Here is a 17,001-nt window from a genome sequence, read left to right as displayed (position 1 = left end):
AATATTTTTAGATAAATATTTAGACATTAAATGCGCGTCCTTTATCCCTCTTTTTTTCAAAGGTCTGTCTATATCATTTATACCTTTGTAGGTCCAAGATGATTTTGCATGCCTAACTATATAGAGTGTTTTCATTTAATTTTTTGGTTGTAATTAGGTAAATATAAAAATTAAGGCGCTAATCTTTCTAATTTCCAAGAAAAATCTTCTTGTAAAGTATATAAAATTCTATCATGCAATCTATTAGGTCTCCCTTGCCAAAACTCTATAGATATAGGTTTTGTTATGTAGCCACCCCAATGTTTTGGTCTTGGTATTTCTTTGCCTTCAAACTTTTTTTCTAAGGATGATAAGTTTTCTTCTAACTCTTCTCTAGAGCTTACAACGCTACTTTGGTTAGATGCCCAAGCACCTAATTTACTTCCATCTGGTCTCGATTCGAAATAGCCATCAGATAAATTTTCTGCCAATTTATTTGCTTGCCCTTTTATAATGATTTGTTGCTCTAAAGCTGGCCAAAAGAAAGACAAACAAATGTTGTTATTTTCTTGTATAGCTTGTCCTTTTTCTGAAGTATAATTGGTATAGAAAATAAAACCTTCCCAAGTGAATTTTTTTAACAAAACCACTCTACTTTTTGGATATCTATCTTTGCCAATTGTAGCAATGGTCATGGCGTTGGTTTCTTCTACAGTTTCAGATTCATCGGCATTTCTAAACCAGGTTTGAAATAATTCCATGGGGTTTTCTGGACAATTACTTTCTAAAAGTGCTTGTTTTTCGTACGATTTTCTGTAGTTACTTAAATCTTTAGGCATTTTTAATTTTTTCTTTTAAACAAATATAATCCCAAAAAAGTTAAAAAACCATTTAAAACCAATACAAAAAAACCAAAATCGAAATCGAAGAACTCTAAACTATGGTAACTAATTATAAAGGTTAGTATGGGAGCCAAAATACAAATAGCTGGTACCATTTTGTCTTTTACTTTTAATTTGGTAAACAAACCAAAGGCATACAAGCCTAATAAAGGACCATATGTATAACCTGCTGCTTTAAAAATATTGGCAATTACACTTTCGTTAGCAATAAAATATTTGAATATTAAAATGATTAATATTAAAACGATAGAAAATACAACGTGAATTTTCTTACGGGTTTTAATTTGGTCTTTGTTGTTTTTCTTTTTGTCTATTTCTAAAATATCAATACTAAAAGAAGTTGTTAAAGATGTTAATGCAGAATCTGCACTAGAATAAGCTGCGGCTATCAACCCTAAAATAAAAAATAAGGCTGTTGCAATTCCTAATTTTCCACTTGTAGCAATTACAGGAAATAGTTGGTCTTTTTGTGCAACTATATCTGTTTGTTGTGCGTAATCTGTTAATAAAACTCCCAAAGCTAAAAAGAAAAAATTTACAATAACCAATACAATTGTAAACCAAAACATGTTTTTTTGAGCATCTTTTAAATTTCTACAGGTAAGATTTTTTTGCATCATATCTTGGTCTAAACCTGTCATAACAACTGCAATAAATGCACCAGAAAGAAATTGTTTCCAAAAGTAATTGCCTTTACTTATATCATCAAAAAAGAAAATTTTAGATAATTTATTTTCAGAAACGTATGTAAATAAATTGTTGATTTGCATTTCACTAGAAATGGTGTAAATACAAACGCCTACAGCAATCAGCATAAATAGTGTTTGTAAAGTATCTGTCCAAACAATGGTTTTAATACCCCCTTTAAATGTGTACAACCAAATGAGTAGAATAGTAATGGTAACAGTAACCCAGAAAGGGACTCCATAATCATCAAATAATATTACCTGTAAAGCTTTTGCCACTAAAAATAATCGAAAAGCGGCACCAATTGTTCTAGAAAGTAAGAAAAAACTTGCACCAGTTTTGTAAGAAAATCGACCAAATCTATCTTCTAAATAGGTGTAAATGGATGTTAAATTGAGTTTGTAATATAAAGGCAATAAAACCAAACCAATTACTGTATACCCAACAATATAGCCCAAAACCATCTGAAAATAACTCATGTTTTGTGCTTCTACCCAACCAGGGACAGAGATAAATGTAACTCCAGAGAGTGAGGCGCCTATCATTCCAAAAGCTACTAAATACCAAGGTGAAGAGTTGTTTGCTTTAAAAAATGTGGTATTGTCTGCAGATTTACTGGTAAAGTAAGAAATGAAGATTAAGACCGAAAAGTAACCTAAAATTAATAGAATTATATATAATGGTTGCATTCTAAATGTTTAATTTTTGAGTTACGAATATAGGATTTTTGTTTTAGAGAATAGAAAAAGATAAGAGAGAAAAGAAGCCATCTTTTATTGGTTTTCTCTATTCTTTTTTCTTTTGAAATTGTATTTTTGTTGGCTATGGATTTTTCGTCAAAATTATTAGAAAATGCAGTAAATGAAGTGAGCAGATTACCAGGAATCGGTAAAAGAACTGCTTTACGCTTGGTGCTGCATTTATTAAAGCAACCCAAAGACAGTACAAAATTTTTGTCTGAGGCTTTATTGCATTTAAGAAATGATGTAAAGACCTGTGAAAAATGTCATAATATTTCTGATACTGTTTTGTGCGATATTTGTAATAATGCCAAAAGAAATCCAGAAATAGTTTGTGTGGTAGAAGATATTAGAGATGTAATGGCCATTGAAAGTACATCGCAATTTAATGGTTTGTACCATGTTTTGGGTGGTAAAATTTCTCCTATTGAAGGGATTGGTCCACAAAACCTACAAATAGAATCTTTGATAGAGAAAGTAGAAAAAGGGGAGGTTAAAGAATTAATTTTTGCCTTAAGTTCTACTATGGAAGGAGATACCACAAACTTTTACATTTTTAAACAAATAGAAAAATTTGAAATAACTACTTCTACAATTGCACGTGGAATATCTGTAGGCGATGAACTAGAATATGCAGATGAAGTTACTTTAGGAAGAAGTATTGTAAATAGAATTCCTTTTGAGCAGAGTATTAGAGGTTAATTTTCTTTTGCGTTCCATACTAAATCAATCATTTTATATAATTGATCCTCAGTAAAATTATATTCATTTTCTGTGTCTACTCTATGAACTAAAATCATTTTAGATTTAGGATAAACGGCTAACATATGGACTCCTGTTCCTGTATGATAGAATGATTTTGAAGAACGATTTTTAGTTTTCATTAAAACGCCCCACAAAATCCCATAAGCTAAACCTGCAGGTTTATATGTAACATTTATTGGTTCAGTAGAATATTTAATCCATTCTTTTGGAATTATTTGTTTGCCATTCCAAACACCCTCATTTAAATATAATTGTCCATACAAAGCTAAATCTCTTGCAGAAAGTCTAAAGTGATATGCAGGATATTTTGATTTTTTAAGTTCATATTGATAAAAACCATCAGTATCTGGAATCTTAATATTTTCATCATCAGATCTTATATATAATTTTGTATAGTTGTTTTTGTAGTTCATTTCAAGAGGAGTTGCAATATGTTCATAGAAAAGATCATAAATACTCTTTTTTGTTTTTTTTTCAAGAATATAGCCTAAAACATTAAAGCCCCAGTTATTATAGTAATAAACTTCATTAGGTGAGTGAGAGCCTCTTATAGGTTTTTTTGCCAACATTCCTTTAGAAACGGCTGCTGCATTGTGATAAATACCAGATCTAGATTTTAATAAATCTGCTACAGTTGCTGTTTTTTCTAAGGTAGTTAGTGAATCAATGTCATCAATTTTTAAACTTGCTAGAGTTTCTGTTGTGTCTATGGTACCATTAGAAATATAAATCCCTAAAAGCGAACTTAATAAAGCTTTTCTAATGGAGTGAATTGTATGTTTTTTTTGTGAAGTTCCCCATTCTAAAATGGTTTCTTTATCTGATATTATTATAATAGAAGAAGTTCCAGAAGTTTCTAAAAAGGAAACTAATGTATCTATTTTTTGTTTTGAAAAACCACTACTGTTTAAGTTCTTTGGTTTTTTAAAAATTGTTGCTTCTTTTGAGCAAGAAGTTATCATGATAAAAAACAACACATAAAAAAAATATTTTTTAATATTCATAAAATAATTTTATAAGTTAAGGACAATCAAAAAATAGAATTGTTACAGTTATTGGTTTTTTTCATCATTCTCCAAAACCTCTTTCTCCGCTTTTTCCCAAGATTTTTTCTCTCTAATTTTTTTGTAGAGTTTAATGCCTAACATCATTAAAATACCAAACAGTATAATACCAACAACGCCCCAAATCCAATTAATAGCACTTTTTACGGTTACTAAAAAAACCACTGCAAACAGAATGATAGTAGAAATTTCGTTGAAAATTCGTAATTTAAAGGCAGAATATTTTACAACATCATTTTGTAGTTTTTTATAAATGTTATGGCAAAATCCATGGTAAAAATACAAGGCTAATACAAAAGAAAGTTTTACCAACATCCAAGGCATTTCTAAATAAATAGGATTTTGATACAGCATCCAAAAGGCAAAAATACTAGCTAAAATTGCAGATGGCCAAGTAATTATGTACCACAAACGTTTGCTCATCAACTTATATTGCGTTTGCAAAATAGATTTTGCTGGCTCTAATTTGTTTTCTGCTTCTGTTTGATAAATAAATAACCGAACTATGTAAAATAAACCCGCAAACCAGGTTACCACAAAAATAATGTGCAATGCTTTTACGTATAAAAAATCCATAGTATTAAGATTCAAAGTCATGATTTCTTAATCGCTTTAAAAAAAAAGCTTATTTCGAAATGACAAACATTATTATATTTTAATTTTGCTAACTGCTAACTGCTAACTGCTAACTGCTAACTGCTAACTGCTAACTGCTAACTGCTAACTGAATCCTGTTTTTTCCAATCATCAATCCAAGAAACCATCACATCTACCCAATCATCATTATCATTCATGCAAGGGATGTGTTTGTAATCTGTACCTCCAGCTTCTATAAAATCTTCTTTTCCTTCCATGGCGATTTCTTCTAAAGTCTCTAAACAATCAGAAACAAATGCAGGAGTAACCACAGCTAGTTTTTTCTTACCCATTCCTGGAAACTTCTCTAGTTCGAAGTCGGTATAAGGTTTTAACCAAGGGTCTTTTAATAATCTCGATTGAAAAGAATTACTCCAAGTTCCTTCTTTTAATTGTAAGGTTTTTGCAATTTCCTTGGTAGTTTCAAAACATTGATGTCTATAACAAGTATGATGAGCTACAGAATTACGTTCGCAACAAGAACCATCTATTTTACAGTGGTTATTGGTTGGGTCTGATTTTTTAATATGTCTTTCTGGGATTCCATGATAGGAAAATAAAATATGATCATAATCAAACCCTTTTAAGTGATGTGCAATATTATCACTCATTGCTTTAATATACTCTGGTTTGTTATAAAAAGGAGGTAAGGTATCTAATTTTACATTTGGATATTTTTCTGCCAATATTTCTTCAGCTTTTACAACCACAGTTTCATAAGAAGACATTGCATAATGCGGATATAAAGGTGCTAAAAATATCTCTGTAACTCCTTTATCTACCAAATTTTTAATACCCTTTTCCATAGACATAGAGCCATAACGCATTGCCAATTCTACAGGAATATCCATTTTTTTTGTCACTTTTTCTGTAAAGCGTTCAGAAATAACAACTAAAGGAGAGCCCTCATCCCACCAAATTTTTTTATATGCTTTTGCAGATTTTTTTGGGCGGAAATTCAAAATGATACCTTTAATTAAAATATAACGTTTCCAATAAGCAATGTCAATAACACGCTCGTCCATTAAAAACTCATCTAAATACGTTTTTACGTCTTTTAAATCTGTAGAATCTGGCGATCCTAAATTATTTAATAATACTCCTTTCATCTAAATATAGTTTCAAAGTTTCAAAGTTTCAAAGTTTATAAAGTTGAAACTTCAATATTTTATTTTTGCTTACTGCTTACTGCTTACTGCTTACTGCTTACTGCCAACTGATTCGTAACTTCATACAAAGTAATTGCTAAACTATGTACTACGTTCATGCTAGAATTTCGGCCATACATTGGTATTGCAATCATTTTATCTACTAGATTTATGTTTTCGATTCCATTGCGTTCGCTTCCCAAAAGTAATACCAATTTTTGATGATTTTTAAAATTAAAATCTTGAATATTGATGCTTTTATCAGTAATTTCTATACCAATAATGGTGTTTCCTGCCGCTTTTAATTGCTGAATGGTTTCTTCAAAATTTGAATAATACGCATAGTTTATTTGATTGATGGTATTTCTAGCAGTATTTATTACCTTTCTGTTTTCTATAGAAGGAGAGGCTTCATGAAAATAAATTTTTTCTACTCCAAAACTCTCAGAAATTCGAAAACACATCCCAATATTTTCTGGAGTTCTTATAGCATCACAAACAATAGTAATAGGAAATTGTTTCTGATTATTTTCGATATCGTAATGTGTTAATTGTTTCAATTTTTTTAAGTTTCAAATTTTCAAAGTTGAGATTTCTCTACAAGGTCGAAATGACATTGATTAGATTTTTTTTTTGCTAAAAGCTTACTGATTCAGACTCATTACATATTTTTTTGGTGTTGTGCCAAATTTCTTTTTAAATGCTGCAATAAAATGACTTGCAGTGCTATAGCCAACTTGTAAGCCAACCTCATTTACATTGTATTGGTTGCTTTCTAATAATTTTCTGGCATGTTCCATTTTATAATCTAATAAGAAACTAAAAACGGTATCTCCATAAATTTGCTTAAAACCTTCTTTTAATTTTTTTAAATTCAGTCCAATTTCACTTGCTAATTCTTGTAAACTTGGTGGTTCTGCCATTCTAGAAATAATAATTTCTTTTGCTTTTCTAATTTTTAGCACATTATCTTCATCAACTAAAAAAGGGCAATATTCTCCAGCAGCATTTTCCTCTTTTTGAAAGTGTAAACTCAATAATTCGTAAACCTTTCCTTTTACATACAGGTCTCTTATAGAACTATTAATATTAGAGTTGATGATTTGTTGCAAAACAATTGAAACTGTTGGTTTGATTTCAGTATCATCATAATATTTTTTATTGCTATTTTCATCACTTAAAAAAGGGATGTAATTGGATTCTTTAGAAAATAACGAATGAAATTTTTCAATTGAAATTAGCAAAGATAATAAGGTTGTTTTTGGTTGTATCTCTAAATTAATTGGTAACGTTCTTTGTGGGTTGTATAATAAAATAGATCTATTGTCTAGTACATCAAAAGAGTATGCGCCATTATTAAATAAAAACTTAGATTTACCACGCAAACAAAAATGCATTTGTATAAAAGTTTGGCCAATTTCTCTTTCAAAACTAACGGCTTCTTTGCTTTCATTCTGAAAATGAAGCACATAAAAACCTTTCTCTAAGGTTATTTCTTCTAAAGTACTTTTACCGACATTTTTAAACATAAAAAGAACTATTTTTAAGTTTGTTTTTATTTAGAACCATTCTATATAAAAAACAATTAAAAGCTTATATTTACTGCAAAAATAAGGTATTTCGTTAATTTAATTGTAAAAAAAACTTAAAAAACACCTATCGTTATTAAAAGTTCTTTTATCGATACTTTTTTATGGTTATACTAATTATTTTTGCCACATCTTTTTACAGTATATGAAAGAACTAGGGCAAGAGCACTTTTACAATATTGGCGTAAGTTATAAAAAAGCAGATGCAGAAACACGTGGTAAGTTTTCTGTATCAGCAGAGAACCAAATTGCACTTTTAAAAGCGGCAAAAAATAAAGGGGTTTCTGGAGCTATAATAATTTCTACCTGCAACAGAACAGAAATATTCGGTTTTGCAAACAGACCTTGTTTGTTAATAGAATTGTTGTGCGATTTTTCTGAAGGCACCACAAAAGAATTTTCTGCATATTCTCACGTTTACGAAGAACAACAGGCAATCAATCACTTATACAGAATTGGTACAGGTTTAGATAGTCAAATTTTGGGCGATTATGAAATTGTAGGCCAATTAAGGCAATCTTTTAAATTATCAAAAAAGATAAAAACCACAAATGCCTATACAGAGCGATTAGTAAATAGTGTTTTACAAGCTAGCAAAAAAGTAAAAAACCAAACACAATTAAGTTCTGGTACAACTTCTGTTTCTTATGCAGCTGTGCAGTATATCACAAAAAATATACCTAATTATAATACGAAAAATATTTTGGTTTTTGGATTGGGTAAAATGGGGAAACACACATGTAAGAACCTTGCAGAATATACAAATAACAAACAGGTTTGTTTGATTAACAGAACTGAAGAAAAAACAACCGAATTTGTAAAAGAGCACAATTCCATAAGAAAAGCTGTTATTGAAAACTTACCAGAAGAAGTGGCAAATGCAGATATTTTAATAGTTTCTACAGGAGCAGAAAAACCAACAATTACTAAAAAACACATTTCTAAAAATAAAGAATTATTAATTTTAGATTTATCTATGCCAGAAAACGTGGCTCATAATGTTGAGGATTATAATGGCGTTTCTTTAGTGAATGTAGATGAACTTTCTAAAATTACAGACGAAACTTTAGCCAAACGTCTGGCGGAAGTACCGATTGCAGAAAAAATTATAGAGATACACAAAACAGAATTTAAAGATTGGTTAAATCATAGAAGATTTACGCCCGCAATTTCTGCGCTTAAAGAATCTTTAGAGTCTATTAAGAAGAATGAAATTAATTTTCAGAAAAAGAAAATCTCTAATTTCGATGAAAATCAGGCAGAAATCTTAACTTCACGTCTTATTCAAAAAATCACAACACAATTTGTTAAACATCTTAAGGATGAAAATACTTCAGTATCAGAAAGTATAGATGTAATTCAAAAAGTATTTCAATCATAACCAAAAACATGCAAAAAATAATTAGAATAGGAACTCGCGACAGCCAATTAGCGCTTTGGCAAGCTAATAAAGTACGCAAAGAGTTCACAGAATTGGGTTACGAATCTGAAATAGTTCCTATTAAATCTGTTGGAGATATTGTTTTAGACAAACCTCTATACGAAATGGGCATCACAGGGGTTTTTACAAAAAACTTAGATATTGCCATGTTAAATGGAGATATAGATATTGCTGTACACTCGTTAAAAGATGTACCAACAGCTTTACCAGAAGGCATTGTACAAGCAGCTGTATTAAAAAGAGCCAATTATAATGATATTTTAGTTTTAAAAGATACAGAAGAATTTTTTGGTCAACCCAATGCAACCATTGCAACCGGTAGTTTGCGTAGAAAAGCAATGTGGTTAAATCGTTACCCAACCCATAAAGTTGTCGATTTAAGAGGAAATGTAAATACACGTCTACAAAAACTTGAAAATAATGATTGGAATGGAGCTGTTTTTGCAGCAGCAGGTTTAGAAAGAATAGGAATTCGTCCTGCAGGAGCGGTTAATTTATCTTGGATGATTCCTGCACCAGCGCAAGGTGCAATTATGATTGCTGCTTTAGAAAAAGATAATTACGTTTTAGATGCTTGCGAGCAATTAAATCATCATGAAACCAAAGTTTGTGTAGGTATAGAACGTGAATTTTTAAGATTGTTAGAAGGCGGTTGTACTGCGCCTATTGGTGCATTGGCTTATGTTGATGCCAAAACTGAAGAGATTAATTTTAAAGGTGTTTTACTTAAAAAAGATGGTACTAAAAAAATATCAGTAACTAAAACCGCTGTTTTAGGCAAGCATCATTTATTGGCAAAAGACTGTGCAGATTATGTTATCAATAGAGGCGGTAAAGAGTTGATGTTAGAAGATATAGAAGGAGAATCAAGCGTAACTCATAAAGTTTTTTCAACCAAAAAATTATCAGAAATACAGAAAAAAGTATTACCAAATACCATTGGTATCGAAGATAGCGATTTTATTAAAATTCGTTTTAATAGAATTCCACCAAAGGTGATGAAATGTGAGTTAGAAAACGTGGTTATTACCAGTCAAAATGGAGTAGAGGCTATTTTAAATTCTTTTACAAAAAACGAACTAAAATTCAAGAATATTTTTTGTGTAGGAAGACGAACCAAAAAATTAATTGAAAACAGAATAGGAGCAGTAACGCATGTTGCAAAAAATGCTTTAAAATTAGCTGAATATATAGCTAAAAAAACTGACATTAAAGAAGTTACTTATTTTTGTAGTAATTTAAGAATGGATGTGTTTCCTACTTATTTAAAAGCAAACGAAATTATTGTAAACGAGGTAGAGGCTTACAAAACAATGCTAAGTTCAGAAAAAATTACCGATGATGTTTCAGGTGTTTTGTTTTACAGCCCATCTGGAATTGAAAGTTATTTACAAGAAAACACAACAGATAAAATAGCATTCTGTATTGGCGAAACTACTGCAAAAGAAGCTAGAAAACATTTTGATAGCGTAGAAGTAGCCAATTTACCAAGTGTAGAGAGCTTGTTAGAATTGGTAAAAACATATTTTAAAGAAAAATAGAATTTTAAAATGTCTACTCGAGCGCAGTCGAGAGGTTAATTTAGTTCTCGACTGCGCTCGAACTGACAAAAAGTTTTAGAAAATGTTCAGAACAAGAAGACTAAGAAAACAAGAAGGAATTAGAAGATTGGTTAGAGAAACCAAATTGTCTGTAGACGATTTTATCTATCCACTTTTTATTGAAGAAGGTGAAAATATAGAAACAGAAATTGTTTCTATGCCAGGTATCAAACGTTTTTCATTAGATAAAATCTCTAAAGAATTAGATGAGGTTGTTTCATTAAATATTCCAGCAGTTTTATTATTCGGAATTCCATCTAAAAAAGATGATGAAGGAACAGAAACTTGGAATGATCATGGAATTATGCAGCAAGCCATTCGTTTTATCAAGAAAAACTACCCAAGTTTATACGTAATTACAGATGTTTGCTTTTGCGAATATACGTCTCATGGACATTGTGGAATTATTCATGACAATGATGTGGATAATGATGCAACCTTAGTAAATATTGCAAAACAAACAATTTCTCATGCGAAAGCAGGAGTAGATATGGTTGCCCCTTCAGGCATGATAGATGGAACAATTGACATGATGCGTCAAGCATTAGACAATTCAGGTTACCCAAACTTGCCAATTATGGCATATTCTGTAAAATACGCATCTGCTTTTTATGGTCCTTTTAGAGATGCTGCAGATTCTGCACCCACTTTTGGAGACCGAAGAACCTATCAAATGGATCCATCAAACAGAGATGAAGGAATGCGAGAAGCTACTTTTGATGACCAAGAAGGCGCAGATATTTTAATGGTAAAACCAGCTTTATCTTATCTAGATATCATTAGAGATTTAAAAAATAATTTTGATAGACCAATTGCTTGTTATAATGTAAGTGGTGAATATGCAATGGTAAAAGCAGCTGCAGAAAAAGGTTGGATTGATGGTGAAAAAGTGATGATGGAAAGTTTACTCTCTATGAAAAGAGCTGGAGCAGATATCATTATTACTTATTTTGCTAAGGATGCAGCAAAGATTTTAAATAAAAAATAAGGTTAGATGCTCAAAATTATAGGAAAAAGTTTGTTTTACTTCTTTTCATGTTCTTTTATTTTTTTTGTTAGTTCTGAAGAAATAATAAAAATTTTACCATTAAAAAGTTACGACGCAGGTACATGGATTATTATGAATTTAATAGTTTTTTTTACATTCTTTATTCTATTTACAATTTATTGTATTTATCAAATTAGAAAACTCAACAAGTTAAAATGAAATTTAAAAAATCAGAAAAACTATACCAAAAAGGATTAACGCATTTAGTAGGTGCAGTAAATTCTCCAGTAAGAGCATTTAGTTCTGTTGGTGGAAATCCGTTGTTTATAAAAAAAGCAAAAGGAAGTAAAATCTATGATGTAGATGGCAATGAGTATGTCGATTTGGTAGTTTCTTACGGACCAATGATTTTAGGACATCGTCATAAAAAAGTAGAAAAAGCAGCAAAAAAGGCCCTAAAAAATGGTTACTCTTTTGGTGCATCTACTGAAGCTGAAATCAAGTTGGCAAAAATAGTTTGCGATGCTTTTCCAGAAATGGATAAAGTGCGTTTTGTGAATTCTGGTACAGAGGCTGTTTTAAGCGGAATTCGTTTGGCAAGAGCCTATACAGGGAAAGATAAAATTATTAAATTCTCTGGTTGTTATCATGGGCATCAAGATGCTTTATTGGTAGCCGCTGGTTCTGGTTTGGCAACTTTAAGTTTACCTGGTTCTAAAGGAGTTCCTGAAGGCGCTGTAAAAAATACCTTAATTGCAGAATACAATAATTTAGAGAGTGTAAAAAAACACTTTGAAGAGCATAATGATATTGCTGGGGTTATTATTGAACCAATTGGAGGTAATATGGGTGTTGTAATCCCTCAAAATAATTTCTTAAAAGAATTAAAAGAGTATTTACAATCTAAAGGAGCTTTGTTAATAGCAGATGAAGTAATGACAGGTTTTAGATCTACTTTTGGAGGAGCTCAAGAAAAGTTAGGTGTAGTTGCAGATATTACTTGCTTAGGTAAAGTTATTGGTGGTGGTTTTCCTGTTGGTGCTTATGGCGCAAGAAATGAAATCATGGAAAATGTTGCTCCACTTGGAGGAATGTATCAAGCAGGAACGTTATCTGGAAATCCGATTGCAATGGCTGGAGGAATTTCTACATTAACGGAGTTAAAAAAGCAAAATCCCTACAATAAATTTGAAGAAATTGGTTCTATCTTAGAAGTAATCTTATTAGAAACAGCCAAAAAATATAATGTAGATTTAGTAGTGAATAGATTTGGTTCTATGATGAATCCTTTCTTTACAAAAAGTAAAGTCACTAATTTTGAAGAAGCACAAACTTCAGATACCGAAAAATTTGCAGTTTTCTTTTGGGAAATGACAAAAAACGGAGTGTTTTTACCTCCAAGTCAGTTTGAAGCATGGTTTTTAAACTCAGCAATTTCAGAAAAGGATATTAAAATAATAGCAAATGCTACTGACAAAGCAATGTTAGCAGTTTCAAAAATATAAGTATGATTAAGAACGATTTATTTTTAAGAGCATTAAAAGGAGAAACTGTAGATAGACCTCCAGTTTGGATGATGCGTCAAGCAGGAAGATACTTACCTGAATTTATGGAAATCAAAAACAAATACGATTTTTTTACACGTTGTCAAACTCCAGAATTAGCATCAGAAATTACTTTACAGCCTATTAGAAGATACGGTATGGATGCTGCCATTTTGTTTTCAGATATTTTGGTAATTCCACAAGCTATGAACATAGAAGTGGAAATGAAACCAAACTTTGGTCCATACTTACCAAATCCAATTCGTTCTCAAAAAGATTTAGACTCAGTAGTCATTCCAGATATCCAAGATTCATTAGGGTATGTTATGGAGGCTATTAAAGCAACCAAAGAAAAGCTAAATGATGAAATTCCGTTAATAGGTTTTGCAGGTTCTCCTTGGACGATTTTATGTTACTGTGTTCAAGGTCAAGGTTCTAAGAATTTTGATAAAGCAAAAGAATTGTGTTTTACAAATCCTATTGTAGCTCATACTTTATTACAAAAAATTTCAGATACTACTATAGCTTATTTAAAAGCAAAAGTAAAAGCGGGTGTAAATGCAGTTCAGGTTTTCGATTCTTGGGGAGGTATGTTATCTCCAACCGATTATCAAGAATTTTCGTGGCAATATATGCAGCAAATTATAGACGCTTTAAAAGATGATGCTCCAGTAATTGCATTTGGTAAAGGGTGTTGGTTTGCTTTAAGTGATATGGCTAAATCAGGGGCTTCTGCTCTTGGAGTTGATTGGACATGCTCTGCAAGAAATGCACGTTATTTATCTGGAGGACAAATTACGTTACAAGGTAATTTTGATCCATCAAGATTATTTTCTTCACCATCAGAAATTAAAAGAATGGTTACCCAAATGATTAACGAGTTTGGTAAAGATAGATACATTGTAAATTTAGGACATGGGATTTTACCAAATATTCCAGTAGAAAATGCAAAAGCATTTGTTGATGCTGTAAAGGAGTATAAAAGTCCATCTTAATCCTCAAGTTATCCTGCAAGGTTTTAAAAACCTTGTAGGTATAAATTTTAAAATTTACTATGAAACTACAAGTTTTAGAAAAAGACAATTATTATCACATTTATAATCGGGGTATAAATAGTAGCCCAATTTTTAAAAATGATGAAAATATGCGTTATTTTTTAAAATTAGTTAATAAATACCTTTCAAATAAAGTTTCAATTTTATCATATTGTTTACTTAGCAATCATTATCATTTTTTAATTAGAATTAATTGTGATGGAGAAGAGGTAACTCAAAGTTTATCTAATTTACTTAACTCTTATGCTAAAGCTTTTAATAAGCAACAAGGAAGAACAGGAAGTTTATTTGAAAAACATTTTAAGAGAAAGCTTATTACCGATGAAGAATATTTAAAAAATACAATTCTTTACATTCATAAAAATCCTTTACATCACAAAATTATATCTGATTTTTCTAAATATCCATTTTCATCCTACAAAGATATAATTGATAATATTGATACAATAGTTGAAAGTAATGAAGTAATTTCTTTGTTCGATACAATGGATAACTTTATTTATGTGCATAAATCTAACCTTAAGAGCTTTGATGAATTTTATACTGAGATTAATAAAGGTGTTTTGGATATTGAAAATACCTACAAGGTTTTTAAAACCTTGCAGGAAAAGCATATAAATATGAAAGAACAATTTTTCGCCTACATAGAAAAACTTCAAGATACCATCACTTCTAAATTAGAGAAAGTTGATGGAAAAGCAATGTTTAAAGAAGATAATTGGCAAAGAGCAGAAGGTGGAGGAGGAAGAACACGAGTAATAGAAAATGGAAATGTTTTTGAAAAAGGAGGTGTAAATATTTCTAAAGTTTTCGGAGAATTACCAGAAGCTTTGCAAAAACAATTTGGTGTAAAAGAAGGCGATTTTTTTGCCTGTGGTTTAAGTTTGGTTTTGCATCCAAAGAACCCATTTGTGCCTACAGTGCATGCCAATTGGCGTTATTTTGAAATGTATGATAATTCAGGAAACATTGTAACACAATGGTTTGGTGGTGGCCAAGACTTAACGCCTTATTATTTGTTTGATGAAGATGCAATACATTTTCATCAGGTTTGTAAAAATGCCTGTGACAAACATCATCCCGAGTTTTATGCGAAGTTTAAAGAAACCTGTGATAATTATTTTTGGAACACACACAGAAACGAAGCACGTGGAATTGGAGGTTTGTTTTTCGATTATTTAAAAGAAACTGATGAATTTTCAATTGATGATAGGTACAAGTTTGTGACAGAAGTTGGCAATAGCTTTTTAGAAAGTTATGTGCCAATAGTAGAAAAGAGAAAAACAACTTCTTTTACAAAAGAACACAAAGATTGGCAAGAAATTAGAAGAGGACGCTATGTAGAATTTAATTTAGTGCATGATAGGGGTACTTTATTTGGTTTAAAAACAAATGGAAGAATAGAAAGTATTTTAATGAGTTTGCCACCAATTGTGCAATGGAAATACAATCATCAGCCCAAAGAAAACACAGAGGAAGCTAGATTATTAAAAGTTTTGGAAAAGCCTAAAAATTGGGTTTAATCTATAAAATAAAAAAAGCAGGAATTAAATTCCTGCTTTTTCAGTTTTCAAATAATTATAATTAGAATGAAATGACTGCTTCTATAACCAACCCGCTCATTTCTGCACCAGACAATGTGTTGCCCCAAATAGGATCTGAGTTATAAGACTGATTTACATATTCAGCTTTCATTAAAATATTTTTAGTCATAAACCAACCACCACCAATATTGGTTCTGTTAATTTTTTGTTCATTTGGTTTTGTGCCTCCTGTAGCATATTCTTTGTTTCCGCTAACAGAGTTGTATCTGCCTGCTAAGTAAAATTGCCCTAGCTCACCAAATCGATACACAACTTCTGTACCTAATTGTGTAAAAGAGCCTTTCTCGTTACCTTCTGTTCTGTTTCCTTTACTTACTTCATAGATTCCAAAAAACTCTAAACCTTTATACTGTATAAATGGATTTATTTGGTATGAAGTGTTGTTTTTAAAACCTGGTGTAAATCTACCAGCAAAATCGCCGCCACTAACTAAGTTACCATTAACGTTAGCGTTAAAGATGTTATAATATCTAGATCCCGCACGATCTCCATTATACAAATGATCACCATTATTGTATCCGTTTTCAGCAATAAAAGACCCTGTTAAACGAACTCTTAAAGCTTCGTTTACACGTCTATCAATACCTACTTTACCATAAAAGGTTGGTTTTAGGTCTTTTTCACCTGTAATTGTGGTAGATCCATAACCCGTTATTGCTTTGTCTACAGTTGGGTTTAAAAGACCATTAGACATACCTGCAACAATTATATAGTCTTTTGGTTGAAATACTAATTCTATAAATGGCTCTACTGTATAAGCATCCATAATATAATTTCCTACAAACGGATTGTAAATTGCCATGGCATTATCAGTTCTTCTAAATTGTGCATCACCATAATTTAATTGGTCTACACCAACTCTAATTGTTGTAATGTCCATAAAGCTTTTTAAGAAATCTTTTTTGATAAAATTAAGTTTATCCATTTGTATGTGCCCTCCTTTTACCCAAGTTTCATTGTGGTGTCTAGAAGATAAAAATGTTCTTAAATGCATTCTAACACCATCTGCCAATTGTACGTCAAAATTTAAGTTTGCAGTTGGTAAATTTACATTGCCACCTATTGGCGCTAGATTATTTGCGTTATTAGAATGGTCTACTGCTTGAAATTGAATTGCAAAATCTCCACCTACTTTAACTTTAAGTTTTTTGAATTCAACATCGTTGTCTTTTTTGGTTTCAAAAACATTTAAACCATCATAACCTGTAGCACGTAAAAACTGTATGTCCTGTGCATTAACGCTAAAGCCTAAAAGTAC

The 17,001-nt window shown here is 31.0% G+C and carries 15 protein-coding genes; 7 read left to right on the top strand and 8 right to left on the bottom strand.

Annotation, left to right across the window (positions count from 1 at the left end; translation table 11 throughout):
• Positions 1-170: 170 nt before the first annotated feature.
• Both pdxH and ACTG3S_RS03105 read right to left on the bottom strand, forming a co-directional pair.
• Positions 171-818, bottom strand: a complete 648-nt coding sequence (pdxH, locus tag ACTG3S_RS03110; protein WP_439127914.1) for a pyridoxamine 5'-phosphate oxidase — start codon at positions 816-818, stop codon at positions 171-173.
• A gap of 2 nt (positions 819-820) precedes the next feature.
• Positions 821-2,257, bottom strand: coding sequence for a sodium:solute symporter (locus tag ACTG3S_RS03105; RefSeq protein WP_439127913.1), 1,437 nt, complete (start codon positions 2,255-2,257; stop codon positions 821-823).
• 135 nt (positions 2,258-2,392) lie between these two features.
• On the opposite strand from ACTG3S_RS03105, the gene recR reads away from it, so the two are divergent.
• A complete protein-coding gene (gene recR, locus ACTG3S_RS03100) occupies positions 2,393-3,010 on the top strand; it encodes a recombination mediator RecR (RefSeq protein ID WP_439127912.1) in 618 nt (205 codons plus the stop codon).
• On the opposite strand, the gene ACTG3S_RS03095 is transcribed toward recR, so the two are convergent.
• The 5 genes from ACTG3S_RS03095 to ACTG3S_RS03075 all read right to left on the bottom strand — a co-directional run bounded on the left by ACTG3S_RS03095 (position 3,007) and on the right by ACTG3S_RS03075 (position 7,450).
• Positions 3,007-4,077 carry a serine hydrolase domain-containing protein gene (locus ACTG3S_RS03095; RefSeq protein WP_439127911.1) on the bottom strand — a complete coding sequence of 357 codons (1,071 nt, stop codon included), beginning with the start codon at positions 4,075-4,077 and terminating at the stop codon, positions 3,007-3,009. The genes recR and ACTG3S_RS03095 overlap by 4 nt on opposite strands.
• A 48-nt stretch (positions 4,078-4,125) precedes the next feature.
• The gene (locus ACTG3S_RS03090; RefSeq protein WP_439127910.1) at positions 4,126-4,713 is read right to left on the bottom strand and encodes a CopD family protein; all 588 of its coding nucleotides are present in this window, start codon (positions 4,711-4,713) and stop codon (positions 4,126-4,128) included.
• A 137-nt stretch (positions 4,714-4,850) separates the two neighbouring features.
• Positions 4,851-5,882, bottom strand: a complete 1,032-nt coding sequence (hemH, locus tag ACTG3S_RS03085) for a ferrochelatase (protein WP_439127909.1) — start codon at positions 5,880-5,882, stop codon at positions 4,851-4,853.
• Positions 5,883-5,965: 83 nt separating this feature from the next.
• Positions 5,966-6,481 (bottom strand): TrmH family RNA methyltransferase, encoded by a 516-nt coding sequence (locus tag ACTG3S_RS03080; protein ID WP_439127908.1) that lies wholly within the window; start codon positions 6,479-6,481, stop codon positions 5,966-5,968.
• A gap of 84 nt (positions 6,482-6,565) precedes the next feature.
• A complete protein-coding gene (locus ACTG3S_RS03075; RefSeq protein ID WP_439127907.1) occupies positions 6,566-7,450 on the bottom strand; it encodes a helix-turn-helix transcriptional regulator in 885 nt (294 codons plus the stop codon).
• Positions 7,451-7,655: 205 nt separating this feature from the next.
• Here ACTG3S_RS03075 and hemA point away from each other — a divergent pair, with 205 nt between their 5' ends.
• From hemA to hemF, 6 genes are all read left to right on the top strand, one after another.
• The gene (hemA, locus tag ACTG3S_RS03070; RefSeq protein ID WP_439127906.1) at positions 7,656-8,891 is read left to right on the top strand and encodes a glutamyl-tRNA reductase; all 1,236 of its coding nucleotides are present in this window, start codon (positions 7,656-7,658) and stop codon (positions 8,889-8,891) included.
• Between the two features lie 8 nt (positions 8,892-8,899).
• Entirely contained in the window at positions 8,900-10,492 is a 1,593-nt protein-coding gene (hemC, locus tag ACTG3S_RS03065) for a hydroxymethylbilane synthase (protein ID WP_439127905.1), read from the top strand.
• A gap of 82 nt (positions 10,493-10,574) precedes the next feature.
• Positions 10,575-11,540 carry a porphobilinogen synthase gene (gene hemB / locus ACTG3S_RS03060; protein ID WP_439127904.1) on the top strand — a complete coding sequence of 322 codons (966 nt, stop codon included), beginning with the start codon at positions 10,575-10,577 and terminating at the stop codon, positions 11,538-11,540.
• Between the two features lie 215 nt (positions 11,541-11,755).
• Positions 11,756-13,045 (top strand): glutamate-1-semialdehyde 2,1-aminomutase, encoded by a 1,290-nt coding sequence (hemL, locus tag ACTG3S_RS03055; protein ID WP_439127903.1) that lies wholly within the window; start codon positions 11,756-11,758, stop codon positions 13,043-13,045.
• A 2-nt stretch (positions 13,046-13,047) separates the two neighbouring features.
• Positions 13,048-14,079 carry a uroporphyrinogen decarboxylase gene (hemE, locus tag ACTG3S_RS03050; protein WP_439127902.1) on the top strand — a complete coding sequence of 344 codons (1,032 nt, stop codon included), beginning with the start codon at positions 13,048-13,050 and terminating at the stop codon, positions 14,077-14,079.
• Positions 14,080-14,759: 680 nt separating this feature from the next.
• The gene (hemF, locus tag ACTG3S_RS03045; protein ID WP_439127946.1) at positions 14,760-15,662 is read left to right on the top strand and encodes an oxygen-dependent coproporphyrinogen oxidase; all 903 of its coding nucleotides are present in this window, start codon (positions 14,760-14,762) and stop codon (positions 15,660-15,662) included.
• 61 nt (positions 15,663-15,723) lie between these two features.
• Here hemF and ACTG3S_RS03040 read toward each other — a convergent pair.
• Positions 15,724-17,001: hypothetical protein (locus ACTG3S_RS03040; protein WP_439127901.1), on the bottom strand; the 1,278-nt coding region annotated here is incomplete at its 5' end.

It is taken from the genome of Polaribacter sp. (assembly GCF_965656025.1).
In the GTDB taxonomy this organism is placed as follows: domain Bacteria; phylum Bacteroidota; class Bacteroidia; order Flavobacteriales; family Flavobacteriaceae; genus Polaribacter.
This window is presented reverse-complemented; position numbering and strand designations above follow the sequence as displayed.